Here is a 23,107-nt window from a genome sequence, read left to right on the forward strand (position 1 = left end):
CGATGGAGCACGCCGTACCCGTCTTTCGGCCGGGGGTGCCCGGCCTGATCCCGGACGCCTGGATCCTGGGATCCGCCTGCGGCCCGGCGGCGCCAGCCGTCGTCGCCGTGCACGGCATCACGCGCGGCGTGGAAGAGATGGTGTCCCATCTACTGCCGCGCGCCGGCGCCACCGGCCGGACGCTGGTAGTGCCGCATTTCGACGCGACGCACTGGCCCCGCTACCAGCGGGCCGCCTGCCGTAACCGCGCCGACTGGGCGCTTCTCCGCCTGATGGCGGCCCTGCGTCACGAAGGCTGGGTAAGCGCGGCGCCCTTCGACCTTTCGGGCTTCTCGGGGGGCGGGCAGTTCGCGCATCGTTTCACCTGGCTCTATCCAGCGATGGTGGGCCGGCTCTGCGCCACCGCGCCCGGCTGGTGGACCTTTCCCGATGCCGGGACGGCATGGCCGCTGGGCATTGGCGGGGCGGCGCGCGATGCCTGCCGCGCCTTCCAGATGCGGGCCAACCTGCGTCGGTTCCTCGACCGCCGGATCGTCGTCTGCGTCGGCGGTGACGATGTCGAGCGCGACGAGAACCTCCGGCAGGGCGAGGACATCGACGCCCGGCAGGGGCCGAACCGGCTGGCCCGTGCCCGGCGCTGGTGTGCCGAGGCAGAGGCCTGTGCCCGCGCCGAGGGGCTGACGCCTGCGATCTCGCTGCGCGTGCTGCAGGGCTGCGGGCACAACTTCGTGGAATGTGTCACGCGCGGCGGCCTCGACCACGACTTCATCCAACCGCTCGCGCGCTGCGCGGGCTGCCGCAAGGCCCTTGCCTGCACAGCAGGCCGTGCGGCGCAGCAACCGGAAAGGACAGCAGCATGACGACGATCACACGCCCCGCGCTGCGGCCTGCGTCCCCAGCCGCGGGCGCCAAGTGGAGCTTCGCCGCGCGCCGTGCCGCGCCCGGCGACGCCGTGCAGCTCGACACCGACCTTGGCGCCGCAGGGTCGGGCGACCTGGTGCTGGCCGAGGTCACCCGCGTCGGTAGCCACAAGCGCCTGCAACTGGCGGACGGCCGCTATTCGCCGCTCTGGCCCGGCGACAGGATCGTCGTCGCCTGTGCCGACCGCTACGCGGTGGACCAGTTCCACGGCCTCGCGCGCCTGTCGGAAAAGGGCGCCGACCTGCTGGCCGGCGGCGGGATCGCGGGCGAGATCCTGTCGCGCAACGACCGCGTGTCGCAGGCCACGCGCCTTGCCGTGCTGGGGCGTCTTGCCGACGGCGACGGCACCGCGATCAACGTCGACCGCTACGCGCTGCCGCCCGCCGCACCGGGCCGGCCGGCCCTTGTCATCGCGGTTCTGGGCACCGGAATGAACGCCGGCAAGACGGCTGCTGCCGCGGGTCTGGTCAATGGCTTTGCCCGGCTGGGCCGGCGCGTGGCCGCGATCAAGGCCACCGGCACCGGGTCGTTCGGCGACGTCGCCGAATACGAGGCGGCGGGCGCCGCGCAGGTGCTCGACTTCACCGATGCCGGCATGGCCTCGACATATCGTCAGCCCTTGGAGCGCGTGATCGCCGCGATCGACCGGTTGCTCGCCCATGCCGCCGACTCCGACGTGGCGGTTGTCGAGCTGGCGGACGGCGTCTCGCAGGTGGAAACCGCGGCGCTGCTGTCGCGCCCGGAGGTCGTGGCGCGCTTCGACGGAACGATCCTTGCGGTGCCCGAGGCAATGGCGGCCCGTGGCGGGCTGTCCTGGCTCGCGGAGCGGGGCATTTCACCCCTTGCGCTGACCGGCGTGATCACCCGCGCGCCGTTGGCAGCACAGGAAGTGTCAGAGGCGACCGGGCTGCCGGTCCTGTGCCGCACGTCGCTCGCGGACCCCGCCACCGCCTCGGCCTTGGAGGCGCGGTTCGCCGAGCGCGACCGCAGTGCGGCATGAGCCGGCGTCCGAAAATCCTTGAGGGAGAGCGGCGCCGCGCATTGGCCGTGCTTGTGACGCTCTCCTTCGGACAGGCGGGCGCGATGGTCGCCACGGCCTTCGCGACCCGCGATGTCTTCGTCTTCCTGCGCGAACGAGGGGAGGCGATGCCGGTTGGCGCGCTGGCGGTGATCGCGGCGAGCGGACTCGCCCTCTTTGCCTGTCGCGCGCTCGAAGGGCGGGTGGGCGAGCGTGCCGGCCAGAGCTACGCTGCCGCGATCCGCCGGACCCTCTTCCTGCATGTCTCTCGCATGCCGGTCAGCGCCGTGGCGCGCCGCCGCTCCGGCGCGCTGGCCTTGCGCTATGTCGGCGATCTGGCCGCCTTCAAGGGCTGGATCGCGCGCGGCCTCTCGCGGCTGATCTCGGCCGCCGTGACCATCCCCGCCGCGCTGGTCGTGCTCTACCTGTTGGAGCCCTGGCTGCTGGTGGCCGCGATCGGACCGCTCGGCGCGGTCATGGCCGGAATCCTGCTGTTGAGCTCATCCTTGGGCGAAGCGCATTCGGATCTGCGCAGCCGGCGCGCACGCCTTGCCGCCGCTATGGCCGAGCGTCTGCCGCAAGGCATCCAGCTGCGCCGCTCCGGCCGGCTGCGCACCGAACTGCGGGCGTTGAAGGGCTGGTCCGGCGACGTCGCGGAGGCAGGGGTGCGCCGCGAATCCCTGTCCGCGACGGTGCGCGCGCTGCCCGACGCCGGCGCGGGCTTGGCGGGCGCGCTGTGCCTCGGCACTTGCATGCATCTGGGCCTTGGCATCCCCGAGGCGGTGGCCGCGCTGACCGCGCTCACGCTCATCGTCTGGCCGCTGCGGCAGCTCGCCGACGTGGCCGACCGGCGGCGCGCGTTCCTGGTCGCGTCGGCAAAGCTGGACCGGCTGTTGCAAACGCCCCGAATGCCTGCCACCCGGATCGAGGCCGGGACGCAGGACGCCCCGGCGATCGAACTCGAAGCGGCCGGGTTGCCGGGTGGCGGGCGCATCGACCTGATCCTTCAGCGCGGTGAGTGCCGCAGGCTGGCCGGCCCTTCCGGCAGCGGCAAGAGCGCCCTGCTGCTTGCACTCGCAGGGTTCGACAGACGGGTCGAGGCGCGGCGGTTCGCTGTGCTCGGACAGACCCCGGAAGCGCTCGCGCCCGGCGAAGTGCTGTACCTTGGCCGGCAGGCGCCAGGGCTTGCAGGATCGCTGCGCCGCGAGGTCACCCTCGGCATCGGTCGCATGCCCGACGACACTGAAATCGAAGCCGCCGTGGAATCGGCAGGGCTCGGCCCGATGGTGTCGAGGATCAGCGGCCTTGGAGGCAAGATCAGCGAGGGCCGCCGCAACCTTACCGCCTCGGAGCAAGCCGGCCTGCTGCTGGCGCGGGCCCTGCTTGCCCGGCCGAAACTCGCCCTCGTGGATGCCGACGAGATAGGACTTGGCCGGCAGGCCCTCGGTCGCCTGCTCGATCACCTGGCCTCGGTCGGTGCAGCTTCGCTGGTCGTCACATCGGATGCCGAAGCGATCCTTCGACTGGGTCCTCCCGTCCTGCTGCACGCGCCGAAGCCGCGCGCGTCAAGCGTGTCGAGCGACTCATAGTGGATGGCGGAGAACGCCTTTACCGTTTCGAGCGGCTGGCTTCACGATCCTTCCGCAAGATACGGGAGGCGACAGCTCTCGCAGCATTCCCCCGTCGGACCAATCGAGTTCGGCGAAATAGCGCTCGACGATCTCGGCCATCGCCGGATCGTCGTCGCGATCCTCCAGCGCCTCGATGATCTGACCGATCATTTCCTCGCCGGCGGCGGAAACAACCTGAAACGGGTCGGGCATGAACACGTCCTTTCCGATGGGTCTTCTGCTCCGATGTCGTTGCGACGGCCAGCAGTGATCAGCCGACAGTCGCCCAGGACTTGCTGGAGATGCGCCAGCCTTCGTCCGAGCGCACCAGCGTGAGGAACTCGCGCGCGTTCCCGCCGAAGAAACCCCGTTCGTGGACACGGGCGAGGGCGACACCGCCGGCGATCTCGATGTCGCCGATCTCGACCCGGTGATCGGCGCCGGTCGCGCCAGGCTCCAACTCGGCAGAAGCCCAGTCGAAGAGCGTCTCTATCGGAGCGGCCATCAGTTCGTCTCCGAAATCGCCGAACATGTTGGCGTGCTCGTGGAACGCGGATCTCAGAAGCGCGACGTCTGCCGTGCGCATGCCTTCCACATAGCGGTCGATGGTCTCGCGGATCGCGATGTCGTCGGATGTCCGCATGGTCGTCTCCTTCCGTCGAGTTTTATGCGACAGTCGGGAGCGGAACCGATTCGTGTCGGAAAAACGTCGGTCGCGCGTCGGTCAGGCTGCGACGCCGGCGGCGCGCAGGGCATCCGCAAGCTCGTCGCGGAGGCGGGCGTCGCGGAACCCGAGTGGCGCGACCAGATCGCGCACGCGGGCGCCCGGCGCCAGCCGATGGAGCGCGGCGACGGCGTCGTCGACCCGTTCCGTCTCGCCCAGCCGGCGCAGCGCGGCGATCTCGAACGCTTTGCTCTGGTCGTTGGGCTGGGACATTCGGCCAAGCGCCGCGCAGGCATCCCGCATGTTCCCACGTAGGTATTCTGCCATCCCGAGTCCCCAGAGATACCAGTCGGGGTGAAACGGGTTCAGCCGCATCGCGCGCTCCAGCCGGGCGACGGCCTCGTCCGTTCGGCCCTCGAACATCAGCGGCCAGGCGCAATTGGCCAGTGCGTCGGAATTGTTGGGATTGAGCGCCAGCGCACGCTCGAAACAGTCGAGCGCGGTCGGGTTGTCTCCTGCCGCGAGGTAGGCGGCGCCGAGCGCCCAGTGCGCGAAATCTAGATCGGGATCGAGGCTGACGGCGGCCCGCGCATGCGTCTCTGTCCGTGCGAGAGCCTCCGCCGGGTCGTCCGCCCACCCCAGATAGACCTCGAAGAACCAGGTCCAGGCGAGCCAGCCATGCGCCGCGGCGGATTGTGGCGACAGGGCGAGCGATCGTTCGAAATGCGCACGCGCAGCGCGCATGTCGTGCTTTAGGAAGGTTTCCTTCAGCAACATACCGCGCATCAGATGGTCATGGGCATCGAGGTCCGCGTCGGACTTGGCCCGGGCGCACCGCGCCTCGTTGCGCTGGACGATCCCCTTGTAGCCTCGCAGCGTGGCCACGATCTCGGTCACGACCTCGTCCTGCACACTGAGGAAGGCGGCGCGGGGCCGATCGTAGCGCCCGCTCCAGACGACCGTGTTGCGCATCCCGTCGGTCAGTTCGATGTCGAGCCTCATGCGCTCCGGGTCGACCCGGAGCCGTCCGGCCAACAGGTAACGCACGCCGAGTTCGCCCGCGATCTCCGCGGCCCCGAGCGGCGTTTCCCGGTAGGCCTCTGCCGAGTCGCTCGCGACGACGAACAGAGCTCTGTCCCGCGCCAGCCCCGTGCGCACGTCTGCAGCCAGCCCGTCGACGACGTGCGATTGCTCCCCGCCGGTCAGGTCGGCGAAAGGCATCACGACGATCGAAGGTTGGTCCGGTCGTGCGAGCGCCGCGGGCGGCAACCGATCGTCGGCCAGCCGAATATGTTCCGCAAGCCGGTCGGTCGCCGCTTCGGGGACCGTGTCGAGCTCCGCCGCGAGGGCATCGCGGAACGCCTCGTGTCGCCGCAGCGCCTCGGCCCGGCGCCCGGTCCCGGCCAAGGCCCGCATCACGCCGCGGCAGCCGAGCTCGCTGAGCGGGTCGAGAGCCAAAACCTGTTCGGCCACGCGACGCGCCGACGCGAAGCGGCCCTCGGACAGATCGGCCTCCATCATCCTGACCGCGCGGTCGAGTGCGGCATCGCGGAGCCGCGCCTGCTCTTCGGCACACCACTGGTCGAAGCCGGGGGTGCCGACTTCCAGCCCGACGAGGAAATCCGCCGGGCCGTCTCCGGGCGCCCCCAAGTCGTCACCCCTCTCAGTCCCGATCGCCGACGGCAATACGGTCACCCGGTCTCGCGTCTGCCGGACTATTCCCTCGACAGCCGGGGGCAGCGCGGAGCGCATCTCGTGCAGCGTTCCCCGCAAGGCCCGGCGCGCACCCTGATCAGGGCGGCCTGGCCAGAACATGTCCGCCAACCGCTCCCGCGCAGCACCGGCCTCTCCCGCCAGGGCCAGATAGACGAAGAGTGCCCGGGCCTTCCGGGTCGGAAAACGGATCGGCGTTCCGTTCGCATCGACCACCCGCGGCCGGCCGGACAGCCCGAGATAGACGCTCGGCCGGTTCATGGAAACGCGACCCGTCATAATGGTGATGATACTATATCGAGCGAGCGGGGACCACCGGCGGTTCGATGCTCCGCGACCTCCCAGAGCATCTACCAAGTCCGCCGCGACCCGCCCGACGCGCCTGCATGCGAGGACCGTCCAGCTTGGTCGGGTGTGATGTCGGTCTCGTCCGTTCGAACTGTTCGCGACCGCTTTCGCATGAGGGTCCGCAGTTTCGCCAATTCAGTTGCGGCCACCGGTGGCTTCGCAAAGGATCGTTTCGACGCGTTGCACCCAGACACAGTGGCGTCGTGGCGGGGCGGGATCTCGAAGAAATCGCCCTGCCGTATAGTTGTCTCTCCTCCACTCTTGACCATCCGCACCACCAGCTTGCCCGAATTGCTGCTGGCCGCGCTCGACGACGAGCTCCTCGTGCTGCTCGCGTGCCGCGCGGCGGAGCGCCTCGTGCTCGGCGCACCTTCGGCCGGCGCGGGCGGCGGGCCGACGAGCGACCTTGCCCGCGCGACGCGGCTCGCGATGCTGATCGAGGGCTCGTCGGGTCTCGGCGAGGGGGGACCGCTCTGGATCGATCCGGACGCGTGCTCTCTCGCGGCGGACCCGGACCTGAAGGCTGCCGTGCAGGCGCGTCTCGCGCGCGCGGAGGCCGCCGCGGACGATCTCGTCGCGGAGAACTGCGCGGCCCTCGAGCGGGTTGCGCAGGCGCTCTTCGCGGCGCGCAGCCTCGGGCGCACGGAGATCACCGCGCTCGTGGGGCGCGACGCCGCGGACGGCGAGCTGCCGGGCAAGGCCCCGGCGCCGGCCTGATCCGGCGGATGTGGTCGCGCCGCACGGGCGCGACGCCGACCTTGCGCAGGCCGCCCGGACAGGGCGGCCTGTGGGCCTGCGCGCCGCCGCGCCACGTGGCCTCCGTGCCTCTGCTCGCGCAAAAGGTCGCCGTGCCGAGCGCCCGGCGCCGCGGCGCGGGCGAGCCCGAGCCCAGACCGCCGTGCCATCTGCTCCATGACAGGTCGCCGTGACGCGGGCTCTTTAACGACGCCGCAATCTCCCGCGCCAACCTCTCTCGAACGACACGACGGGGAGGCCATGTCGAGAGAGAACGATGGGGAGGGCAGCGCGCGGCCCTGGCGCGACCTGGAGGAGCGCGTGATCGACCTCGCGCTCGCGGGGCTGCAGCAGCCGGTCTATGCCTGCGTGCTGCATCGGCAGCCTCCGCGGGAGACCTGGATCGGCGAGGTGCCGTTCGACCGCTACCGCCGCCGGCTGCGCGTGACGATGACGAGACGCCCGCCGCGCGCGGGCGGGCACGGCGTCGTCTACCGCATCCGGCTCTCCGGCCTGCACCTCGCGGCGCGCGCCCGCACCCTCGATCTCGAGCGCATGGAGGCTTCGGGACGGCCGGCGCTTGCTGGGAGGCTCGACCTGGGCGCCATGGCGCTCGCGATCACGGTCCTCGAGACGGAGACCGGCACCGGCCGTGCCCCGTGTCGTCTGCCTCCTCGAAGGTCGTCGTAGGGAGGCGTGAGATGCGCGCCGAGGGCGACGCCGCCTTGCCGGGATGCGCGCTCACCGGCACGGGTCGCGCCCGTGACCCGGGGAGGCGCCCGCCTGCCTATGTGCGGGGTGGCCGGGCTCGACCCGACCTGCGTCGTCGCCCGAGCGGGACAACGGTCCTCACCCGACCTTGCAGGGTGATCACTACGGCCATCCGGGCACCCTCGGAATGTCCGGTGTCTGACGCGACGATTCGGATGAGCTCGTTGCGCCGGTCCGCGAGATCACCCTGCGCTGCGCGAGCCCCGAAGCGCACTGGCTGCACGCCCGCCTTCGAGCGCTCCGCGAGGCCACGATCCGGCTCACCTGGCCGACCCCGGAGCGGAGCGCCACGGGAGTCCTATTACCGCCGGCGGAGCGGCATCGGCGGGTGTCGGTCAGCCTGGCAAGCTCGTGAAACGCCAGGGGAAGGTCGCCTTCCCCCGGCTCACGCGTGGCCTCACACCCTACGCGTTCCGCCACGCGCTCGCGGCGGAGATGAAGGCCTCCGGCGTATTCGCCGAGGCCGAGATCGCCGCCGCGCTCGGCCAGCTGAGCGCCCGGACCCAGCAGCATTACGGCAGCGCGACCAGCAGCCGCGGGCTCGGGGCCGAGCGGGCGCGGCAGATCACGGCGATCCGGGCCGCCGATCCGGTCCGCGCGGCACGGCAACGCTGGAGGCCCGAGAGCCCCGCCGCGGGGGCGGAGGGGGCCTGATCCCCGCTCAAGGGGCGTCGGGATCCTGCAGGCCGGGGCGCGGCCCGGCCCCCATTCTCACGAAAAGCGCCGGACACCGAAATGGCTGCCCGGCGCCGGCGCGTCTTGCGTTGGGGGGCGCTCAGCCGCGGGCGCGGCTCGCGAGCCAGGCCTCGATGTCGCGCTCGAGCCAGCCGACGAGCCGCTCCGTCAGTCGATCGGTCGCGGAAAGGAGCCGGCCCGCAGGTGCCGGTAGATCGTCGCCCGGCTGAGCCCGGTGAGCGCCTCCACGTCGCGGCGGCGCAGATCCCTGTTCGTCATCTGAAATCTCCTCGATAAATGACAAAATGTTCCTATCAAGCGGCGATTTAAGCGGCGTTAAGGAGTTGGTCACTTTCCCCTGTCACGAAGGACGCCCAGGCAAGCATGTAGGGCCTGCGATTCGGCAGGTAGTCGGTCCTGTTGTAGGCCTTCTCGACCTCGCCCTGCGGCAAATGGCAGATGCAGGCCTCCGCGACATGCGTGCTGCAGTCGGTCTGATCGCTCGGCCAGGTGCGCAGGCTCTAGCGGAAGCCGTGCGGGCGGGCCTCCAGACCGCGGGCGACCAGGAGGCTGCGCATCGCCATCTTGCCGAGCGGCCCGCCGCGGCTGTTCGGGAAGAGATAATCGGTGCAGGTCACGCGCTCTGCGAGCGCGATCACGCGCTGCGCTTCGGGGCTGAGCGGCACGCGGAACGGCGCAACATGCGCCTTGCGGCCCTTCACGTGTGCGGCCGGCACGGTCCAGATGTCGCCCCGGACCTGCGCGAGGGTCATGTTGCGCACGGCGTCCGAGCGCAGGCCGGTGAGGATCAGCATCCGGAGCGCAAGCTCTCTCGGGTCGTCGTCCGCGAGCGAGGCGTAGAAGCCCGGCACCTCGCGGTAGGGCATCGACTCGATCCGCTTCGCTTTCTTCCGGTTCGGCTTGAGCAGGATCTTCGCCTTTCCGACGATGCCGAGATCCACGTCGAAGCCCTGCGCGACCGCGTATTCGAGCACGGTCTTCAGGCGCGACAGCGCTTTCCGCCCGGTCTCGCTCTTCTCGTGCCAGATCGGCGCGAGCGCGGTCGCAATGTCGTGCTGATCGATTTTGACGACGGGCATTGCGCCGAGCTTCGGCAGCACATGATGGCGAAACGGGCTGTACCAGTTCGTAGCCGAGGCGTCGCTCTTGAGCGTCTTGCGATGTGCCTCGAGGGCCGCCGCGGCGACGTCGGCGAGGCGGCCGTCCCTGCGGCGCGCCTGTGCGCGGGCGCGGCGCCGCTCCTTGATCGGATCGATCTCCTGGGCGACGAGGCGGCGCGCCGCGTCCGCAGCCTCGCGGGCCTCCGCCAGCCCGACGTCGCGCAGGGCACCGAGCCCCATCTCGCGCACCCGCCCGTAGAGCGAGACGCGATAGACCCATCGGAAGGATACGCCTCCGGCGGGGTATTTGGGGCAAGAGGAAGCAGGGGCGCGGCGCGCGTTCAGGTGGAGCGGGTGAGGGAGAGGAACACGTCCTCGAGGTCCGGCTCCTCGGTGCGCACGTCGCGGATGGAGATGCCGGCGGCGCGCACCGCCTCGAGCACGGCTTCGGCCTTGGTCTGCGTGGTCTGGTAGCTGAGCGCGATCGCGCCGTCGGGGCGGCGCGCGACCTCGAGCCCCTGGCCGGAGGGGAGCACCGGCACCTCGCCGTCGGGGTGGATCACCATGGTCTTGGCGTCGAGGCGGGCGAGGAGCTTCGGCGTCGTGTCGTGGGCGACCACGCGGCCTTGGTGGATGATGGCGATCTCGTCGCACATCTCCTCGGCCTCCTCGAGGTAATGGGTGGTCAGGATGATCGTCTTTCCCGCCGCGTTGAGCCGGCGCACCTCGGCCCAGAGCATCTGCCGCAGTTCGATGTCGACGCCTGCGGTCGGCTCGTCGAGTACGATCACCTGCGGGTCGTGCACCAGCGCCTTGGCCAGCAGGAGCCGCCGGCGCATGCCGCCCGAGAGCGTGCGGGCGTAGGCATGCGCCTTGTCGGAAAGCCCCACCGTCCCGAGGATCTCGTCGGAGCGGCGGCGCGATCGCGGCACGCCGTAGAGCCCGGCCTGCACCTCGAGCGTCTGGCGGGGCGTGAAGAAGGGGTCGAGGTTGAGCTCCTGCGGCATCACACCGATGGCGGCGCGCGAGTTGCGCGGGTTCACGTCCTGGTCGAAGCCCCAGATCGCCACCCGGCCGGATGTCTTGAGCACGAGGCCGGCGAGGATGTTGATGAGCGTGGACTTGCCCGCGCCGTTGGGGCCGAGGAGGCCGAAGACCGAGCCCTCGGGCACGCGCAGGCTCACGCCGTCGAGGGCGGTCTTGGCCGGCGCGCCGCCCGCGGCGCGGTAGGTCTTCGTCAGATCCTCTATCTCGATGGCCGCCGCCGTCATGGGCGTGTCGTCCCCCGCTCTTCCCTTCGCCTTGGCTTGCGTCTAGATCACGCTGGGGAGAGTCACAACCGCGAGGAGCGCGCGAGACATGCCGATCGAGCCGCCCGAGACCAAGATCGTCGACCGCTGGCGCGTCGCCTGCGACGGGGGCGAGGGGGCGCTGGGCCACCCGCGCGTCTGGCTGCAGATCCCGCGCGATACCGGCTGGGTCGAATGCGGCTATTGCGACGCGAAGTTCGTGCACCGCGATTTCGCGGAAAAGCTGGGCGTCGCCGAAGGCTGAGCGCCTGCGAGGGCGCGGAAACGAAAGGAGGCGCGCCATGGCGGCGCGCCTCGCGTGCTCGGGCACCCGGTCTTAGCCGATGATGCCGTTGTCCTCGCGCTTGATCGCGATGACGGCCGAGCGGGGCAGGCCCTCGCCGTCCGGCCAGGAACCGCCGGGGTGCTGGATGCCCACGAACATCGTCCGCCGGTCGGCCGACCAGCACAGGCCCGTCACCTCGCAGCCCTGCGGGCCGGTCATGAAGCGCGCGATCTCGCCCGTGACCGGGTCGCCCACCAGCATCTGGTTGTTGCCCATGCCGGCGAAGTCGCCTTCGTTGTCGTCGTCGCCGTCGGTCTGGATCCAGACGAGGCCGTTCTGGTCGAAGGCCATCCCGTCGGGCGAGTTGAACATGTTGCCCGGCGTGATGTTGGGCGAGCCGGCGTAGGCGTCGTCGTGCACGGTCGGGTTGCCGGCCATGACGAAGAGATCCCAGTCGAAGGTGGTCGCCGCGTGGTCGTCGTCATGCGGGAACCAGCGCACGATCTGGCCGTAGTGGTTGACCTCGCGCGGGTTCGGGCCGTTCACCGGCGTCTCGTCGCCGCCCGCGTTGGGCTTCACGCCGCGGTTGCGGTTGTTGGTCAGGCAGCAGTAGCCCTCGATCGCGTGCGGGTTGGTGGCGATCCACTCGGGGCGGTCCATGGTGGTGGCGCCCACCGCCGAGCCGGCCTTGCGGGCGAAGATCAGGATCTCGGGCAGCTCCATGCCCGTGGTCTCGGGCGTGAGCGCGAGCCACTCGCCGGTCTGGTCGTCGTTGAACTTCGCGACATAGAGCGTGCCGTCGTCGAGCAGCCCCTCCGTCGACTCGCCGGGCCGGTAGACGCCGTTCGAGACGAACTTGTAGAGGAACTCGCCGCGCTCGTCGTCGCCCATGTAGACGACCACGCGCCCGTCGCGGGCCAGCACCACCTCGGCGTTCTCGTGCTTGAAGCGGCCGAGGCCGGTGTGCTTGACCGGCGTGCTTTCCGGGTCGGTCGGGTCGATCTCGACCACCCAGCCCACGCGGTGCGGCTCGTTGGGGTTCTTCGCGGTGTCGAAGCGCGCGTCCCACTTGTGATAGTCGTAACCCCAGCCGTCAGGGCCTATGCCGTAGCGCTGATAGCCGTCGGCGGCCTGGATCGGCTTCTGGTCCTGCGCCTCTTCGGTCGAGCCGAAGTAGCCGTTGAAGTTCTCCTCGCAGGTCAGGTAGGTGCCCCAGGGCGTCTTGCCCGAGCCGCAGTTGTTCATCGTGCCGAGCGACATGGTACCGGTCGGATCGGCATCGGTCTTGAGCAGGTCGTGCCCGGCGGCGGGGCCCACGATCCGCATCGGCGTGTTGTGGGTGATGCGGCGGTTGAAGGGGCTGTCCTTGACCACGCGCCATCCGTTCTCGTCCTCGCGCACCTCGATCACAGAGATGCCCTGAAGGTTCTGCAACTTGCGCACGTCCTCGGCGCCCGCGGGCGTGCCGTCCTCGGTGTGCGGCAGGTTGACCGACCGGTTGGTGTACTCGTGGTTGATCGCCAGCAACTGACGGCCCTGGTAGAGGAAGCTCTCCATGCCGTCGGTGTTCTCGCCGAAGACCTTGTCGGAAGCCTCGACCGAGCCGCCGGTGGCATGGTCGAAGTCCTCCACGCCGTTGAGGATCGGATCGCCCCAGCGCACCAGAACGTCCCAGGTGTAGCCCTGCGGCACGTGCACGGTGAAATCGGTCTGCGCGTCGATCGGCGTGAACGGGAAGCGCGACATCGCGACGGTCTGCGCCTCGGCCGAGGTCGAACCCATCAGGCCCGTGCTCATCGCCGCCGCGCCCGAACCGAAGGCCAGAACGCCGCCCAGGAAACCGCGGCGCGAGATCGCGCGCTCGACCACCCGGTCGAAGTCGTTCTCTTCGGGGCGGGGAAAGTTCAGCTCGTCCCACTCGTCGGCGGAGAGATGCTTGGGATCTACGTCCTTCATGGAAGTCCTCTCATGCGTACCGGGAGCCTCCGGGCGCACCCGCCGCTCCCTTGCGTTTGTCAGGAAGGGGCGTTCGCGCCCCTGCCTCGCTGATTAGGGCGGCCTTGCAACAGGACTGTGACGGCGGATGCGAGGGGCGGCCGTTCAGATGATCTCGTCCTCGTCGAAGAGCGGTGCCGCTTCGCGCGCCGCCTCCAGCACCTCCACTGCCGCCTCGGCATGGGCCGAGCGCCGGGTCTCGGCCACGTGAAAGAGCGCGTCGCCCTCGTTGACCACCGGCATGTTGGTGCGTCCGACGATAATTCCGGTCGTCTCGCAGATCACCTCGACCTCCTTCTCGCCGAAGGGGTCGGAGATTGCGCAGAGCACGGTGCCGGGCTCCACGATGTCGCCCGTGCCGCGATAGGCGCGCATGAGCCCGCCCACGGGCGCGCGGTGCCAGGTCGAACTGCGGCAGAGCGCGGGCGCGCCATGCCGCCGGGGCACGCCCTTGTTGCCGATCATCTCGAGATGACGCATCACCCGCAGGATGCCCGCGACGCCCGCGCGCGCCGCGAACTCGTCGAAGCGCAACCCCTCGCCCGCCTCGTAGAGCAGCACGTCCACGCCCTCGGCTTCGGCGGCCATCCGCAGCGATCCCTCGCGCAGGCGCGATTCGATCATCACCGGGGCGCCGAAGGCGCGGCCGAGCTCCTTGAGCCGGTCGTTGTCGGGCGAGATGCGGATCTGCGGCAGGTTCACGCGCCGGACCGCGGCCGAGTGCAGGTCGATCCCGAGATCGGCGCGGGCGACGATCTCGGTCATGAAGAGATGCGCGAGCCGCGCGGCGAGCGAGCCCTGCGCATGGCCGGGAAACACGCGGTTCAGGTCGCGTCGGTCGGGCAGGTAGCGGGAATGGTTGATGAAGCCGAAGGCATTGACGATCGGGACGGCCAGAAGCGTGCCCGCCATCGACGAAAGCGGCTTGGCCCGCAGAAGCCTGCGCACGATCTCGACGCCGATCACCTCGTCGCCATGGATCGCGGCCGAGACGAAGAGCACGGGGCCGGGGCGTTTGCCGTGCACCACGTGGCAGGACATGGTGACGGGCGTGTGGTCCGACAGGATCGAGACGGGCAGATCCACGGTGCGGCGCGTGCCGGGGGCGATCGTCTCGCCGCCGAGTTCGAAGCCCCTGCGCGCCTTGGCCAATCTGCTCGCGCCTCCGTCTTTCCGGTCAGCCCGGGGATAGGGCGGCGACGCCGCCAAGTCCAGCACGTCGGCACGAAAAGACCCCGCCGGGCGGCGGGGCCTCGCGCTTGGGACACGTCCGCGGCGTCAGGCCGGCGCCTTGGTCAGGCGCAGGTAGGGCAGCTTGAAGTCCACCTCGCCGAACTTCTCCTTGGCTTCCTCGTCCGAGACGGTGAGCGCCACGATGACGTCCTGCCCGGGCACCCAGTTGGCGCCGGTGGCGATCGGGGTCTGATAGGTCGCCTGCAGCGCGTCAAGCGCGCGCAGCACCTCCGCGAAGTTGCGGCCCACCGACATCGGGTAGGTCATGATGAGCTGCACCTTCTTGTCCGGCGAGATGATGAAGACCGAGCGGACGGAGGCCGAGTCGGCGGCGGTGCGCCCGTCGGGCAGGTAGGCGTCGGCCGGCAGCATGTCGAACTGCTTGGACACCTTGAGGTCCACGTCCGCGATGATCGGGAAGCCCGCCTTGGTCTCGGCGACGGTCTCGATGTCGTTCTTCCACTTCACGTGGTCCTCGGTGTCGTCCACGCTGAGGCCGATCACCTTGGTGTTCCGCTTCGCCCACTCGTCGGCGAGCTGCGCGACGGCGCCGAACTCGGTGGTGCAGACGGGGGTGAAGTCCTTGGGGTGGCTGAACAGGATCGCCCAGCTGTCGCCGATCCAGTCATGGAAGGTGATCTCGCCCTGATCCGTCTCCGCGGTGAAGTTGGGCACGGTGTCGTTGATGCGAAGTCCCATGGTCGGTCCTTTCCTTTCGCGTGCTTGAACGTTTTACATTCCGAAAGCGACATATGTGTCTGCGCTCGGGGCGTCCAGCCCTTGCGCGACATATGGGCAGGTGACAGAGTGACGCAAACCCCGACCGCGCGGTCGGGAGTTCCAGCCGCAAGGGAGCGCCAAGCCAATGATCGAGAAACGCCAGTTCTACATCGACGGCGCCTGGGTGGATCCGCAGCAGGGCTCGGACTACCAGGTGATCAACCCCGCCACCGAAGAGCCCTGCGCCACCATCTCGCTGGGCGGCGCGGCCGATGCCGAGGCCGCGGTGGCCGCGGCCAGGCGTGCCTTTCCCGACTGGATGGCCACCCCGCCCGCAGAGCGCATCGCGCTGCTCGAGAAGCTCCTCCAGGTCTACAAGGCGCGCTGGGAGGAGATGGCGCAGGCCATCAGCCTCGAGATGGGCGCGCCCATCGACCTCGCCCGACAGGCACAGACCGGCGCTGGCTACGGCCATCTCAAGAATTTCGTGCGCGAGGGCAAGGCGTTCGAGTTCGAGCGCCCGCTGGGCGATCACGCGCCCAACGACCGCATCATCTACGAGCCGGTGGGCGTGGCCGCGATGATCACGCCGTGGAACTGGCCGATGAACCAGATCACGCTGAAGTTCGGCGCGGCGGTGGTCGCCGGCTGCACGATGGTCCTGAAGCCCTCGGAAGAGTCGCCGCTCAACGCCATGCTCTTCGCCGAGATGGTGCACGAGGCGGGTTTCCCGCCGGGCGTCTTCAACTTGGTGAACGGCGACGGCGCGGGCGTCGGCACGCAGCTTTCCGGGCACAGGGACGTGGATATCGTCAGCTTCACGGGATCGACCCGGGCCGGCATCCAGATCTCCAAGAACGCGGCGGATACGCTCAAGAAGGTGCATCTGGAACTGGGCGGCAAGGGCGCGAACCTGATCTTCGCCGATGCCGACGAAAAGGCCGTCAAGCGCGGCGTCATCAGCATGATGCAGAACACCGGGCAGAGTTGCAACGCGCCCTCGCGCATGATGGTCGAGCGCTCGATCTACGATCAGGCCGTCGAGGCCGCGGCCGAGATGGCCAACAAGGTGGCCGTGGGCGCGCCCTCGGAGGAAGGCCGCCACATCGGCCCGCTCATCAACGCGCGGCAGTTCGACAAGGTGCAGGAGCTGATCCAGTCCGGCATCGACGAGGGCGCGCGGCTGGTCGCGGGCGGCCCTGGCAGGCCCGAGGGCATGAACCGCGGCTACTACGCCCGGCCCACCGTCTTCGCCGACGTCACCCACGAGATGCGCATCGGGCGCGAAGAAATCTTCGGCCCCGTTCTCTCGATCATGCCCTTCGAGGACGAGGCGCACGCCGTCGAACTCGCGAACGACACCGAATACGGGCTGACCAACTACGTCCAGACCACCGATCCGGAGCGCGCAAACCGCATGGCGCGACAGCTGCGGGCCGGCATGGTCGAGATGAACGGACATTCGCGGGGGGCGGGGTCGCCTTTCGGCGGCATGAAGAGCTCAGGCAATGGACGCGAGGGCGGCGTCTGGGGCATCGAGGACTTCATGGAGGTCAAGGCCGTCTCCGGCTGGGACGCCGCTCCGGCGTAAGTTCCGCATAATCGCACAGAACCGGCGCGCCAGCGCCGGTTTTGCGCATTCGTGTGGCGGGCTATCTCTGGTCGCAAAGGACAGGAGATTTCGCCATGCTCACCGATCTGAACGGGCTTCACCACGTCACTTCCGTCGCCGGGGCGCCGCGGGCGGTCGACCGCTTCTGGCGCGAGGTCATGGGCCTGCGCCGGGTCAAGACCACCGTGAACTTCGACAATCCCGAGGTCTATCACCTCTACTTCGGCGACCGCATCGGCACGCCGGGCACGGTGATGACGCATTTCCCCTTTCCGAACGCCCGCCGGGGGGCGCAAGGCACGGGCGAGACCGGGCAGATCGCCTTCTCCATCCCGCCGGGCAGCGCGGACGACTGGGCGGCGCATCTCGCCGCACATGACGTGCCGGTGACGCGCGAGGCGCTCTTCGGCGAGACGCGGCTCGCGCTCACTGGCCCCGACGGCGAGCGGCTGGTGCTGGTCGAGGCCGAGGACGACCGAAAGCCCTGGGACGGCCTGCCCGAAGCCATGGCGATCCGCGGGCTGCACTCGGTCTCGCTCCGCGTGGCGGACCGCGACGAGATGTTGCCGCTTCTGCATTTCATGGGCTTTGCCGAAACCGGGCGGGAGGGCGCTGTCACCCGGCTGGCGGACGAAACCGGCGGCCCGGCCCATATCGTCGAGATCGAGCACCGCCCCGACCTGTCGCCGGCCCGCGAGGGCGCGGGATCCGTCCACCACGTCGCGTTCCGCGCGCGGGACCGCGACTCCCAGGCCCGCATCCGCGATGCGCTGACCGAGGCCGGCCATCGCGTCACGGACGTGCGCGACCGCGATTACTTCTGGGCGATCTATTTTCGCACGCCGGGCGGCATTCTCTTCGAGGTGGCGACGGACGAGCCGGGCTTCACGCGCGACGAACCGGCCGAGGCGCTGGGCGAGGAACTGCGCCTGCCGTCGCAGCACGCCCATCTTCGCGGCGATCTCGAGCGGATGTTGCAGCCGCTCGACTGAGCGCCTCGGCGGGATACCGCTGAATGCCGGTCGATTTTGGTTGCCCGGCACAATCTGCGAAGCCATCAAGACGGGATGGGAAAGGAACCCTTTCTGCACAGGGCGCTCACGCAGGACGATCTGCGGCTCGTCATGATTCCCGTCCGCCGGCTTGCCGAGCGGCTGGGAACGCTGGGCGAACGAGAGGCGCTGAGCGAGACGGGACTCGCCGTCGCCGAATGGCGCATCATCTTCGTGCTCGCGCGTGACGGCGCCGGCCATCTGCAGCAGCTCGCGCATCGCGCCTCCGTCGATCGCCGCCAGGTCGGGCGTTACGTCGAGCGGCTGGAGCGCCGCGGCCTCGTGGGCAAGCGCACGGACCCGACCGACCGGCGCCGCACCGTCGTCGAGGCGACCGACGTGGGGATGGCTGTCTACCGTGAACTGCGACCGAAATACGAGGCGCTCGCCGACGAATTCCGTTCGCTCTACTCGGACTACGAATACGGGCTGCTCATGCAGCTGATCGAGCGGGCGATCCTGCGCGCCGACATGTTGCTCGCCCGCGACGAGGAAGAGTAGGGCCGGCCACGGTGGGTCAGGCCGGGCAGCCCCCCTCGCCGTCCTCCATGACCTCGCCGCCGGCGGCCTCGGTCAACGCGTTGCGGAACTCGAAAAGCTCCGGGAAGAAGAGATACCCCGTCGTCGTGGCCAGATAGTCGCGGAAGAAGGTGCCGCCGGTGCCCTTCGCGCGGATGCCGATCTCGCGCCGGACCATGAGGATGTGATTCTGCCGCCAAGACTGGAAGCGGCGGTCGATCTCGAAGGCGGCCTCTGCCAGACGAAAGAGGTCGTGGTCCCGCCAGCGGTCGCGATAGACCTCGAGCAGCGTCTTGCCGGACCGCTCGAAGGCCGCGAAGAAGGCCGCGCGGATCGTGCGCGGATGCTCGGCGATCAGGCCGGGCCACTGCGCCTCGACCCGCTGGCGATAGACGTCGCCGGCCACCTCGTGCAGCCCCAGCATCACCTCAACCTGACGGAACTGCCGCGATTGCAGGCCGGAGGCGCCGGTCAGGTTGCCGCGAAACTCAGCGAAATCCGCCGCGCTCATCGTCTCCAGCACCGGCCAGTGCGCCTCGGCCAGCTTCAGGATTTCCGCGATCCGGTTCATCAGCCAGACTGCCTCGGGCAGGCGATCTTCGTCGAGCGTGGTCAGGATGCGGCCAAGGTCGAAGATGATCTGCTTGAACCAGAGCTCCAGCACATGATGGACGGTGACGAAGAGGTGTTCCTCCGGGTGGTCGGTGACCGGGCGGAGCGTCGAGAGCAGCTGGTCGAGGCGCAGGTGATGGACGTAGTCGAACTGCGGACTGCCCTCTTCGGTGTCGGGCGTGTGGGAGACGGGGCAATCGGACATGGGCGAACCTCCGGTTTCGGCGCGACGCTACCAACAGTGCTGGTCAGAGACAACAATACTGTTCGAGGAGGCGTGATCTGCCGGATCATGAGGTTCAGCATGCAATCATTGACTTGGTCGGGCAGGTTGATAGGTTCGCCGCAAAGGGAGGCGAAGCCCCATGATCTCCGATTTCCCGACGTTCACCGCGGCCGCCGTGCAGGCGGCGCCCGTCTACCTCGACGCCGCAGCCACCGCCGAAAAGGCCGCGCGCCTGATCGGCGAAGCCGCCGGGAAGGGCGCGAAGCTGGTGGTGTTCCCCGAGGTCTTCGTGCCGGGCTACCCCTACTGGAACTGGATCACCGATCCGGTGACGGGTGGCGCCTGGTTCGAGAAGCTGGTGCGCGCGTCGGTCTTCCTGCCCGGGCCGGAGGTGGACCGCATCGCCTCTGCCGCGGCCGAACACGGGGTCCATGTCGTCATCGGCATCAACGAACGCAGCCCGGTTTCACTGGGGGCGCTCTACAACACGCTGGTTTTCCTCGGGCCGGACGGCCGGATGCTGGGCCGGCATCGCAAGCTGGTGCCCACCTGGGCGGAGAAGCTGACCTGGACCGGCGGCGATGGTGCGTCGCTTCGCGTCTACGACACAGAGATCGGCCCGTTGGGCGGCCTCGCCTGCGGCGAGAACACCAACACGCTCGCCCGCTTCGCGCTGCTGGGGCAGGGGGAACTGGTCCATGCCGCGAGCTACATCTCGCTGCCCGTCGCGCCGCCCGATTACGACATGGCCGAGGCGATCAAGCTGCGCGCGCAGTCCCACAGCTTCGAGGGGAAGGTCTTTACCGTCGTCTCGACCTCGACCATCTCTGACGAGATCATCGCGGAGATGGAAAAGGTGCGGCCCGACGCGCGGCAACTGCTTGAGCGCAAGTCGTCGGCCTACAGCGGCATCATCGGCCCCGACGGGCGCGAGGTGGTGCCGGGCCTGATCGACGACGAGGGAATCGTGACGGCCGAGATCGACCTGTCCCGCTGCATCCAGCCGAAGCAGATGCACGACATCACGGGGCACTACAACCGCTTCGACGTGTTCTCGCTGACCGTGAACCGGCGGCCCCTCGCGGCCGTTTCCACCACAGACGCCCCGACCACCCCGCGCGAGGCGGAGACGCCGGAGGCGCCGCTCGCCCTGGAAGGAGACCAGACATGAGTGCGAAGGATCAACGCGACGACATCCTGGGTCGCGCGCGCGTCAAGGACGACGACGCGCTGCGCGCCTATTACGACGAACTCGCCGAGCAGGAGACCGGCGCGCTCTGGACCGTGGCGAACGACATCGAGCCGTGGGAGCCCACGCCCAAATCCGCGCCGACGATCTGGCGGTCGTCCAGCCTGCGTCCCAAGGTGCTGGAATCCCTCGACCTCGTGAAGCCGGAGGACGCGGGGCGCCGGGTCGTCTTCCTGCGCAACCCGAAGCGGAAGGACGTGAGCGCCTGCTGCGGCTGGCTCTTCTCGGGCATCCAGGTGATGCGCCCGGGAGAGGCCGCCTCGGCCCACAATCACGCGGCCAGCGCGCTCAGGTTCATTATGGAGGGCGCGGGCGCCTACACGGTGGTGGACGGCCACCGCCTGACACTCAACGCCAAGGATTTCGTCATCACCCCGAACGGCACCTGGCACGAGCACGGCGTGCTGGAGGAGGGCGAGACCTCGATGTGGCAGGACGGGCTCGACATCCCGCTGACCAACGCGCTCGAGGCCAACTTCTACGCGGTGCACCCCGACGACTTCCAGAACTCCAACCTGCCCTTCGACGCGAGCCCCGCGACCTGGGGTGCGCCCGGCCTGCTGCCGGCGAAGGAGACATGGGGCGCCTTCTACTCGCCGCTGATGAAATACAGCTGGGACAAGACCTACGAGGGCCTGCAGAACTACGCCAGGGTCACCGACGGCGACCCGCATGACGGCATCTACATGCGCTTCGTCAACCCGCAGACCGGCGGGCACCCGATGGCCACGATGGGCGCCTCGATGCAGATGCTGCGCGAGGGCGAGCACACCAAGGCGCACCGCCACACGGGCAACGTCATCTACCAGGTGGCGAAGGGCAAGGGCTACAGCGTCATCGGCGGCGTGCGCTACGACTGGCAGGAGAAGGACATCTTCTGCGTGCCGGCCTGGACGTGGCACGAGCACTGCAACCTCGACGAGTCGGACAACGCCTGCCTCTTCTCCTTCAACGACTTCCCCGTGATGGAGGCGCTGAAGTTCTACCGGGAACAGGCCTTTCCCGAGAACGGCGGGCATCAGGAAGTGACGGCCACCGCCTGACCCAGGGCCTGACACAAGAGAACAAGGGACGGACATGAAGCTTGTAACCTATCGCCGGCACCCGGCGGACGCCGGGCGGCTCGGCGCGATCGTGGACGACATGGTGGTGGACCTCGAGCGGCTGGGAGAGGCGACCGGAGAGCCCTTGCCGGCGACGATGCTCGATTTCATCGACCTCGGGCCTGACGCGGTGCGCGTCGCCTCGGAACTGCTGGCCGAGATGGAAGGAGACTGGCCGCTGGGCTGCACCCAGCCGCTGGCCAACGTGACGCTGATGGCGCCCATTCCGCGCACGCGGAAGAACGTCTTCGGCATCGGGCTCAACTACGTCAAGCACATCGAGGAAAGCGCGCGCTCGCTCGACACCTCGGCCGACATGCCGGAAAAGCCGGTGGTCTTTTCCAAGCCGCCCACGGCGATCATCGGCCCGGACGAGCCGATCCTGCACAATGCAAGCATGACCCAGCAACTCGACTGGGAGGTGGAGCTTGCCGTCATCATCGGCACCACCGCCACGCGCATCCGCGAGGAGGACGCGATGGCGCATGTCTTCGGCTACTCGGTGATGCTGGACGTCTCTGCGCGCGACAACCGGCGCGCAGGGCAGTGGATCTTTTCCAAGGGACAGGACAGCTACGCCCCCTTCGGCCCCTGCATCGTGACCGCCGACGAGATCCCCAATCCACACAACCTCGACCTCTGGCTCACCAAGAACGGCGAGGAAAAGCAGCGGTCCAACACCGGCTTCATGTATTTCAAGATCCACACGCTGATCGCCGACATCTCGTCGGGCATGACGCTGGAGCCTGGCGACGTGATCGCCACCGGCACGCCCGAGGGCGTGGGCGCCGGTCGCGATCCGCAGGAATGGATGTGGCCCGGCGACGTGATCGAATACGGCGTCGAGGGCATCGGCATGATGCGCAACCCGGTGGTGAAGATCGGATGACCGGCGATCCCCTCATCAAGATCGGCCAGATCGTGCCCTCGTCGAACCTGACGATGGAGCGCGAGATCCCGGCCATGCTTCGCGCGCGCGAGGCGATCCGCCCCGAGCGCTTCTCCTTCCATTCCGCGCGGATGCGGATGAAGAAGGTGGTGAAGGAGGAACTGGCGGCGATGGACCGCGACAGCGACCGCTGCGCGCTGGAACTGTCCGACGCCGCGGTGGACGTGATGGGCTATGCCTGCCTCGTCGCGATCATGGCGATGGGGCCGGGCTATCACCGCGAAAGCCAGCAGCGGCTCTACAAGGTGACCGAAGAGAACGGGCACCCCGCGCCGGTCGTCAGCTCCGCCGGCGCGCTGGTCGAGACGCTGACCGGCATGGGCGCGAAGCGCATCGCGATGGTGGCGCCCTACATGAAGCCGCTCACGCAGACCGTGGCCGAGTATGTCGAGGCCGAGGGAGTCGAGGTGAAGGACTACCTCGCGCTCGAGATCCCCGACAACCTCGAGGTCGCAGCACAGGACCCGATGAACCTGACCGAGCACTACAAGCGGCTCGATCTGAAGAACATCGACGCGCTGGTTCTGTCCGCCTGCGTGCAGATGCCCTCGCTCGCCGCGATCCCGCAGGTCGAGGCGGAGGCAGGGGTGCCCGTCCTGTCGGCCTCGGTCGCCACCACGCGGCAGATGCTGCTGGAGCTGGGCCTCGATCCGGTAGTGCCCGGCGCAGGCAGTCTGCTCGCCTGA

Annotated in this window: 24 protein-coding genes; 14 read left to right on the top strand and 10 right to left on the bottom strand. The window is 69.1% G+C overall.

Annotated elements, in window-relative coordinates:
* The first annotated feature begins 2 nt into the window (after positions 1–2).
* The 3 genes from DRV85_RS07780 to DRV85_RS07790 are packed head-to-tail and all read left to right on the top strand — an operon-like array spanning position 3 to position 3,528.
* Positions 3–860 (top strand): alpha/beta fold hydrolase, encoded by an 858-nt coding sequence (locus DRV85_RS07780; protein WP_113288879.1) that lies wholly within the window; start codon positions 3–5, stop codon positions 858–860.
* A complete protein-coding gene (locus DRV85_RS07785) occupies positions 857–1,921 on the top strand; it encodes a P-loop NTPase family protein (protein ID WP_113288880.1) in 1,065 nt (354 codons plus the stop codon). Before DRV85_RS07780 ends, DRV85_RS07785 begins: the two co-directional genes overlap by 4 nt.
* The gene (locus tag DRV85_RS07790; RefSeq protein ID WP_113288881.1) at positions 1,918–3,528 is read left to right on the top strand and encodes an ABC transporter ATP-binding protein; all 1,611 of its coding nucleotides are present in this window, start codon (positions 1,918–1,920) and stop codon (positions 3,526–3,528) included. Before DRV85_RS07785 ends, DRV85_RS07790 begins: the two co-directional genes overlap by 4 nt.
* Here the strand turns inward: DRV85_RS07790 and DRV85_RS07795 are convergent.
* From DRV85_RS07795 to DRV85_RS07805, 3 genes are all read right to left on the bottom strand, one after another.
* Positions 3,523–3,762 carry a hypothetical protein gene (locus DRV85_RS07795; protein WP_113288882.1) on the bottom strand — a complete coding sequence of 80 codons (240 nt, stop codon included), beginning with the start codon at positions 3,760–3,762 and terminating at the stop codon, positions 3,523–3,525. The two genes, DRV85_RS07790 and DRV85_RS07795, sit on opposite strands and share 6 nt — an antisense overlap.
* Before the next feature lie 58 nt (positions 3,763–3,820).
* Entirely contained in the window at positions 3,821–4,192 is a 372-nt protein-coding gene (locus tag DRV85_RS07800; RefSeq protein WP_113288883.1) for a nuclear transport factor 2 family protein, read from the bottom strand.
* An 81-nt stretch (positions 4,193–4,273) separates the two neighbouring features.
* Complete coding sequence (locus tag DRV85_RS07805) at positions 4,274–6,187, bottom strand: BTAD domain-containing putative transcriptional regulator (RefSeq protein WP_158540126.1); 1,914 nt, start codon at positions 6,185–6,187, stop codon at positions 4,274–4,276.
* A gap of 348 nt (positions 6,188–6,535) precedes the next feature.
* On the opposite strand from DRV85_RS07805, the gene DRV85_RS07815 reads away from it, so the two are divergent.
* From DRV85_RS07815 to DRV85_RS07825, 3 genes are all read left to right on the top strand, one after another.
* The gene (locus DRV85_RS07815) at positions 6,536–6,991 is read left to right on the top strand and encodes a hypothetical protein (protein ID WP_147238818.1); all 456 of its coding nucleotides are present in this window, start codon (positions 6,536–6,538) and stop codon (positions 6,989–6,991) included.
* 279 nt (positions 6,992–7,270) lie between these two features.
* Complete coding sequence (locus tag DRV85_RS07820) at positions 7,271–7,699, top strand: hypothetical protein (RefSeq protein WP_113288886.1); 429 nt, start codon at positions 7,271–7,273, stop codon at positions 7,697–7,699.
* Between the two features lie 432 nt (positions 7,700–8,131).
* On the top strand, positions 8,132–8,434 hold the full coding sequence (locus DRV85_RS07825) for a site-specific integrase (RefSeq protein ID WP_113288887.1): 303 nt from the start codon (positions 8,132–8,134) through the stop codon (positions 8,432–8,434).
* A gap of 189 nt (positions 8,435–8,623) precedes the next feature.
* On the opposite strand, the gene DRV85_RS19740 is transcribed toward DRV85_RS07825, so the two are convergent.
* From DRV85_RS19740 to DRV85_RS07840, 3 genes are all read right to left on the bottom strand, one after another.
* The gene (locus tag DRV85_RS19740) at positions 8,624–8,734 is read right to left on the bottom strand and encodes a helix-turn-helix transcriptional regulator (RefSeq protein ID WP_338066963.1); all 111 of its coding nucleotides are present in this window, start codon (positions 8,732–8,734) and stop codon (positions 8,624–8,626) included.
* Between the two features lie 242 nt (positions 8,735–8,976).
* Complete coding sequence (locus DRV85_RS07835) at positions 8,977–9,921, bottom strand: tyrosine-type recombinase/integrase (protein ID WP_275401717.1); 945 nt, start codon at positions 9,919–9,921, stop codon at positions 8,977–8,979.
* On the bottom strand, positions 9,918–10,847 hold the full coding sequence (locus DRV85_RS07840; protein ID WP_113288889.1) for an ABC transporter ATP-binding protein: 930 nt from the start codon (positions 10,845–10,847) through the stop codon (positions 9,918–9,920). Before DRV85_RS07840 ends, DRV85_RS07835 begins: the two co-directional genes overlap by 4 nt.
* A gap of 88 nt (positions 10,848–10,935) precedes the next feature.
* Between DRV85_RS07840 and DRV85_RS07845 the strand changes: the two genes are divergently transcribed.
* On the top strand, positions 10,936–11,130 hold the full coding sequence (locus DRV85_RS07845; protein WP_113288890.1) for a zinc-finger domain-containing protein: 195 nt from the start codon (positions 10,936–10,938) through the stop codon (positions 11,128–11,130).
* A gap of 72 nt (positions 11,131–11,202) precedes the next feature.
* Here the strand turns inward: DRV85_RS07845 and DRV85_RS07850 are convergent, their stop codons facing one another.
* The 3 genes from DRV85_RS07850 to DRV85_RS07860 form a co-directional block, all read right to left on the bottom strand.
* The gene (locus DRV85_RS07850; RefSeq protein ID WP_113288891.1) at positions 11,203–13,107 is read right to left on the bottom strand and encodes a PhoX family protein; all 1,905 of its coding nucleotides are present in this window, start codon (positions 13,105–13,107) and stop codon (positions 11,203–11,205) included.
* 144 nt (positions 13,108–13,251) lie between these two features.
* Entirely contained in the window at positions 13,252–14,298 is a 1,047-nt protein-coding gene (locus DRV85_RS07855) for a succinylglutamate desuccinylase/aspartoacylase family protein (protein WP_113288892.1), read from the bottom strand.
* Between the two features lie 126 nt (positions 14,299–14,424).
* Positions 14,425–15,078: a peroxiredoxin gene (locus tag DRV85_RS07860; RefSeq protein ID WP_113288893.1), complete on the bottom strand. Its 654-nt coding sequence runs from the start codon at positions 15,076–15,078 to the stop codon at positions 14,425–14,427.
* A gap of 166 nt (positions 15,079–15,244) precedes the next feature.
* Between DRV85_RS07860 and DRV85_RS07865 the strand changes: the two genes are divergently transcribed.
* The 3 genes from DRV85_RS07865 (at position 15,245) to DRV85_RS07875 (ending at position 18,264) form a co-directional block, all read left to right on the top strand.
* A complete protein-coding gene (locus DRV85_RS07865) occupies positions 15,245–16,690 on the top strand; it encodes an aldehyde dehydrogenase family protein (protein ID WP_113288894.1) in 1,446 nt (481 codons plus the stop codon).
* A 95-nt stretch (positions 16,691–16,785) separates the two neighbouring features.
* Positions 16,786–17,703, top strand: a complete 918-nt coding sequence (locus DRV85_RS07870; RefSeq protein ID WP_113288895.1) for a VOC family protein — start codon at positions 16,786–16,788, stop codon at positions 17,701–17,703.
* Between the two features lie 75 nt (positions 17,704–17,778).
* A complete protein-coding gene (locus DRV85_RS07875) occupies positions 17,779–18,264 on the top strand; it encodes a MarR family winged helix-turn-helix transcriptional regulator (RefSeq protein WP_113288896.1) in 486 nt (161 codons plus the stop codon).
* 16 nt (positions 18,265–18,280) lie between these two features.
* Here the strand turns inward: DRV85_RS07875 and DRV85_RS07880 are convergent, their stop codons facing one another.
* Positions 18,281–19,099 (bottom strand): tryptophan 2,3-dioxygenase family protein, encoded by an 819-nt coding sequence (locus DRV85_RS07880; protein WP_113288897.1) that lies wholly within the window; start codon positions 19,097–19,099, stop codon positions 18,281–18,283.
* Positions 19,100–19,259: 160 nt separating this feature from the next.
* Here DRV85_RS07880 and DRV85_RS07885 point away from each other — a divergent pair, with 160 nt between their 5' ends.
* From DRV85_RS07885 to DRV85_RS07900, 4 genes are read left to right on the top strand one after another with little or no spacing between them, the layout of a single operon-like run.
* Positions 19,260–20,291 carry a carbon-nitrogen hydrolase family protein gene (locus DRV85_RS07885; RefSeq protein ID WP_199525856.1) on the top strand — a complete coding sequence of 344 codons (1,032 nt, stop codon included), beginning with the start codon at positions 19,260–19,262 and terminating at the stop codon, positions 20,289–20,291.
* A complete protein-coding gene (locus DRV85_RS07890; protein WP_113288898.1) occupies positions 20,288–21,412 on the top strand; it encodes a cupin domain-containing protein in 1,125 nt (374 codons plus the stop codon). The genes DRV85_RS07885 and DRV85_RS07890 overlap by 4 nt, the downstream gene beginning before the upstream one ends.
* Before the next feature lie 34 nt (positions 21,413–21,446).
* A complete protein-coding gene (locus tag DRV85_RS07895) occupies positions 21,447–22,361 on the top strand; it encodes a fumarylacetoacetate hydrolase family protein (protein ID WP_113288899.1) in 915 nt (304 codons plus the stop codon).
* On the top strand, positions 22,358–23,107 hold the full coding sequence (locus DRV85_RS07900; protein WP_275401713.1) for a maleate cis-trans isomerase family protein: 750 nt from the start codon (positions 22,358–22,360) through the stop codon (positions 23,105–23,107). The genes DRV85_RS07895 and DRV85_RS07900 overlap by 4 nt, the downstream gene beginning before the upstream one ends.

Source organism: Rhodosalinus halophilus (genome assembly GCF_003298775.1).
Classification (GTDB): Bacteria; Pseudomonadota; Alphaproteobacteria; order Rhodobacterales; family Rhodobacteraceae; genus Rhodosalinus; species Rhodosalinus halophilus.